The 4,863-nt window shown below is 32.6% G+C and carries 6 protein-coding genes; 1 reads left to right on the forward strand and 5 read right to left on the reverse strand.

From position 1 onward, the window contains the following. Nucleotides 1–10: 10 nt before the first annotated feature. The 4 genes from AB8B65_RS08565 to AB8B65_RS08580 form a co-directional block, all read right to left on the reverse strand. Nucleotides 11–310 (reverse strand): hypothetical protein, encoded by a 300-nt coding sequence (locus tag AB8B65_RS08565; protein ID WP_405300508.1) that lies wholly within the window; start codon nucleotides 308–310, stop codon nucleotides 11–13. 291 nt (nucleotides 311–601) lie between these two features. Continuing rightward, nucleotides 602–1,039 carry a hypothetical protein gene (locus tag AB8B65_RS08570; RefSeq protein ID WP_405300509.1) on the reverse strand — a complete coding sequence of 146 codons (438 nt, stop codon included), beginning with the start codon at nucleotides 1,037–1,039 and terminating at the stop codon, nucleotides 602–604. A 12-nt stretch (nucleotides 1,040–1,051) separates the two neighbouring features. Beyond that, nucleotides 1,052–1,552 carry a GNAT family N-acetyltransferase gene (locus AB8B65_RS08575; RefSeq protein ID WP_405300510.1) on the reverse strand — a complete coding sequence of 167 codons (501 nt, stop codon included), beginning with the start codon at nucleotides 1,550–1,552 and terminating at the stop codon, nucleotides 1,052–1,054. A 1,048-nt stretch (nucleotides 1,553–2,600) separates the two neighbouring features. Next, nucleotides 2,601–3,323: an ABC transporter ATP-binding protein gene (locus AB8B65_RS08580; RefSeq protein ID WP_405300511.1), complete on the reverse strand. Its 723-nt coding sequence runs from the start codon at nucleotides 3,321–3,323 to the stop codon at nucleotides 2,601–2,603. 174 nt (nucleotides 3,324–3,497) lie between these two features. On the opposite strand from AB8B65_RS08580, the gene AB8B65_RS08585 reads away from it, so the two are divergent. Beyond that, nucleotides 3,498–3,914, forward strand: coding sequence for a hypothetical protein (locus tag AB8B65_RS08585; RefSeq protein WP_405300512.1), 417 nt, complete (start codon nucleotides 3,498–3,500; stop codon nucleotides 3,912–3,914). Between the two features lie 109 nt (nucleotides 3,915–4,023). Here AB8B65_RS08585 and AB8B65_RS08590 read toward each other — a convergent pair. Further along, a partial coding sequence (locus AB8B65_RS08590) for an iron chelate uptake ABC transporter family permease subunit (RefSeq protein ID WP_405300513.1) occupies nucleotides 4,024–4,863 on the reverse strand: 840 nt, incomplete at its 5' end.

Genomic DNA, 4,863 nt, shown 5'->3' on the forward strand with positions numbered 1-4,863 from the left:
AATGATTTTTTCAATACTTCACAATCATATGCAGCATAAATAGAATACAAATAAAAAGATAACTTCCATTTACAATTAAAAAACCGAGTTGTAGTTGTCTGCGTTTGTTTAGAAAAGCTAGTAATAACGAGATAAGTATCCAAATTACAGATAGGTAGAATAACAAAATGAATACCGCTTGATATGGCGCTGGTGCATGTACATACGAATGATCAATTGTAAAATACATTGTAAATGAAATGCAAAAACAAATTCCATAGATAATGGCACCAATTCTAATTCCTTTTCTTAATTCTGGATGTTGTAGCATATTTTTCATTCAATCAGCAGCGAGTACAAAGATGAAACAGGAAAGAACGTATATAATGTTTGTAATAAGCAAACCTAATCCAAATTTCCGCGTTTTTTCATACAATACAAGCACCATATTAAAAAAAGACCAAAAGAGCGATGTGTAAAATAATCCGATAAGTATAAAAAAATGCAAACCAGGAGCGTGTCCACTTTGCGGTTGATAAAGATAACACATAAATGCAATCAATACTATAACGCCATAGATAGTAAAACCTGTTAATAATCCTTTTTTTAATTGTAAAAACATCTACTTTTTCCACATTTTAAACAATACAAAAATTTCCATAATCACGGAAAATAGAAGCAAAGCTGTAGTGATATAAAAATACGTATAAAAAGTTGAATTGGTCGCGAGTCCTTTTTCTGAATATTGTTCTATAATTATATTTAAAAACTGAATTACATATGCAAGTGATACAATAAATGCTGCATTTGTGATAAGATAAATGATATTTGCGTACTTATTTTTAAATTTTAATAGCAATATTCGTATCAAATATGTAATTGCAAACGCAAATGAAAGGGTAATAATCCAATAATAGTGACTTTGTACTACATAATAGGAGTCATGTACGTTTACATCGATGGTAGCAATTCCTCTAATAGTCTCCATGTCCATTGGAAAACCGTGAATACCATAAAATACTAGTAAAATAATGAATATATAGATGAGTTCTTTTTTCATGTGTGAAAGTCGTTAGGAAAATAAAAGTACAGTATCTTTTTCAGAAAGTTTCAATTCTTTTTCAAACTTTAGTCCAATTTTGTTCAATAATCCGATAGAAGCGATATTGCTTGCATCAGTAATGGCAACTATTTTGGAAATTTGTAATTTTTCTTTTGCATGCTTCAATGTGGCTGTTGCCGTTTCAAAGGTATATCCTTGGCGTTCGTATTTTGGCAATAGTGCAAAACCAATATCTACATCATCTAACGAATCTCTGTTGACCAAACCGCACATACCAATTGGTGTAGCAGTTTCTTTGAGTTCCATTAACCACAACCCGAAACCATTTTTTTGATATCCTTTTTGTAAATTATCACTGATGTATTCTTCAGCAACTCCTGGTGTATGAATATTACGATCGCCAATATATTGAATCCACAAAGGTGTATTTACTAATTCTAATATGAATTCCGCATCTTTCAATAAAAATTCGCGCAAGCGTACACGTTCCGTTTCTAGTATTTTTTTCAAAATTTTGCTCTTAAAAAGATAAATCTATTGAATTAATAGACAAATAAAAAACAGCAATAAAGTAGTTTTGGCACAGTACTTGTTATATATAAATTGTAATACGATGTGGACGTTACACAGAGCTGGTTACTTGAAGTAAAAGAGTCGTACTTACATTTTGGTTGGTTAGTTAGTTTAAAAAAACACTTCACGCTTGTGAGGTGTTTTTTCTTTATGGGGAAAATTGAACGTAGTTGTATTATAGTTTCCAAATGCTAAAGTTTTGTTAGAATTTGAAATATGCACAATAATTTGGCACAGAAGTTGGTTTATACTATATGTATTATGATGATGACAATACAAAGAGCTGGTTACTTGCGTAAAGAGAGTCATAGTACAATTTTGGTTGGTTAGTTTAGTTTAAAAAACACTTCACGCTTGTGGAGTGTTTTTTTCGTTTAGTGAAACTCAGTTTTGTGAAGTCCAAAGGACACACATAATACTGTAAGTTAAACTTATCCTGCTGTAGCACGGGATTTTGAGGTTTTTTTAGCATTTATGATTAAACCTTCTATAATTAACCCGTTGTGCATTTTGAATTAAAAAAGTATAATGAAGCGTCAGTTCGAGTAATTTTGAGGCACGAAAAATTGTATCGAGAACATGTTTAGTACAGAAAATTCTATTCTCGATACAAATTTTACTCATTTTCAATCGTAAAATTCACTCTAACTGACGAATTTTATCAAAATGCACAACAGGTTAATTTATTTTGAATTGAAAAATTGTGAAGTCCAAAGGAAACACGCAAAATAAAAATAGATGCACTGCTTTTGTCTAGTTCTATTTTGACATGCTATTGTTGTGTTAACAAAACTTTGGTATTATTTAACAGAAAACGCCTTCTTTTTATGAATCTATGTAACGTTTTGGCACAGAAGTTGTCTTATATACTGTGTATTACGATGATGACAGTACAAAGAGCTGGTTACTTGCGTAAAGAGAGTCGTATTACATTTTTGGTTGGTTAGTTTATAAAAACGTCTTATCGCTTGATAAGGCGTTTTTTTTATGTGTTGTTTTTCACTTTAAAACTTCCCGAACTTCGATCAAAAACAATTAAATCGTTTGGAAATAACGCTTCAAATACACCTTTTTCAATCAACTCGCATGGAGTTCCCGAAAATACGTTGCCATCATTCATCACAATCATTTCATCGCATAACTGAATAGCCAAATCAATTTCATGTGTAGAAAACAACATGGTTTTTTGCGTATCGTGTGCTAATTTTTTGAGAAGATTCAACACATAAGCTTTGTGATACATGTCTAAATGCGTTGTAGGTTCATCTAAAATGACCATCGATGTATCTTGCGCCAACGCACGTGCAATCATTACTTTTTGTAGTTGTCCGTCACTTAATGTATAGCATTTGCGATGTTTCAATTCGAGCAAATTGGTTTTTTCTAAAGCACTTTCTACAATTGTATGATCGTTCTTAGAGAGATTACCAATCCAATTGGTATACGGCTGACGACCGAGCGCAATCAATTCAATAACTGTTAAGTTTTTAGAAGGAATTTGTTCAGTCAACACCAAACTAATTTCTTTTGCCAATGCTGCATTTGAATAGGAGTGAAGCGACTTATTTTGCAGTGTAATTTCTCCAGAAAGCGGTTCTTGAATTTTTGCCAAGGTTCGCAACAAAGTAGATTTTCCAATTCCGTTTGCACCGACTAACGCGACTAGTTTTCCCTTCGAAATCTTAAAATCGATCGCTTCTGCAATCACTTTCGTATTCGCTTTGTCTTGATAGCCAATACTTAGCGATGAAGCTTGTAAAACTGGATATGTGTTTGTTGTTGAAATAGGCTTTTTTTTGAGATGGTAAAAGTACGGTTTTTTTAGAAAAATAGTTTATGACGAATAATAGTAGTAAGTTTAAAAGTATAAATGTACTGTTAGATGAAATTAAAATATTCGGAATCACATCCGTTAAAATCGTATTTAGTAAACGAAGCATACATAACCAAGGATGAATTCGTTGAAAAATTTAAAAATTTTGATTGGGAAGGATTATTGAAAGTACAACTTGCTGCTAATGATAAACAAATTCATTTCTCTCCATCTATTAATCTTGATGATAAAGATGGAAAAGGAATAGCAGCCTCAATTGTTGGAGAATTGAATGAGTATGAATTTTATGTGTGCTATAAGAGACCAATCACCAGAAAAAAGACAAAATGGTTTGGATTGGTTTCCTATGATTTTTATGATAAAGATTTTTTTAGTGTAATTACTGAGCAAACCAAAAAAGATGCATTTGACGCATTCTTATTTTTCTATGATAGAAATTTTGAAGAATTAGAAAAACGCTGGTAATCGCAAATGCGAAGCAATTTAAAAATCAAAGAAGTCTAACAGTCTATGAGCGAAAGCGATCTAAAAGTGAAACGGTCTAAGAGCGAAGTGATCCAAAAGCAAAGCGAGTCTAAAAAATCATTTTCCGTTTGCGCACCAACAACCAAATTACAACGGGCGCACCAATCATAGAAGTAATGGCATTGATAGGTAATGCAATATCACTAAAAGGAACTTGCGCAATACTATCGCAAATCAATAGTAAAATTCCACCAATCAAACAGACACTTGGCACTAATGTTTTATGATTCGTCGTATTGAAAAACAACCGAGTTATATGCGGAATTGCTAAACCTATAAATGCAATTGGACCGACAAAAGCAGTACAACTTCCTGCTAATAAGCTTGTCGCGATAATTACGGTGTAGCGTGCTTTTTTAATGTCAATTCCTAAACTACGTGCGTAATTTTCGCCCAAAAGAAAGGCGTTTAATGATTTTATAGAAGTAATACTTAATACAATTCCCGCAACAATCAAGCTGCTTAAAATGGTCAATTCTTGCCAGCTTAAGTTTCCTAACGAACCTAATGTCCACATCATAAATTGTTTCAATTCTTCGGCGTCACTAAAATACGTTAACACACTTACAATTGCGCCAGTAATACTTCCAAACATCAATCCGATAATTAAAATTGACATCGTATCTTTTACACGTGTAGAAACGATCATAACAGTGATTAACACTAAGAAACTTCCTAAACTTGCGGCAATTACTAAGCTATAACTTGATAATAAAAATGTTCCGAAAAAGCCACCAAAAGCCGAAGCGCCCATAATTAATAAGGCAACTCCTAAACTGGCGCCCGAACTCAATCCTAATACAAAAGGACCTGAAAGTGGATTCCGAAATAAGGTTTGCATCAATAAACCACTTAACGACAATCCAAAACCAACCAAAATTGCGGTAAT

Origin of the sequence: Kordia sp., assembly GCF_045105435.1 — a bacterium.
In the GTDB taxonomy this organism is placed as follows: domain Bacteria; phylum Bacteroidota; class Bacteroidia; order Flavobacteriales; family Flavobacteriaceae; genus Kordia.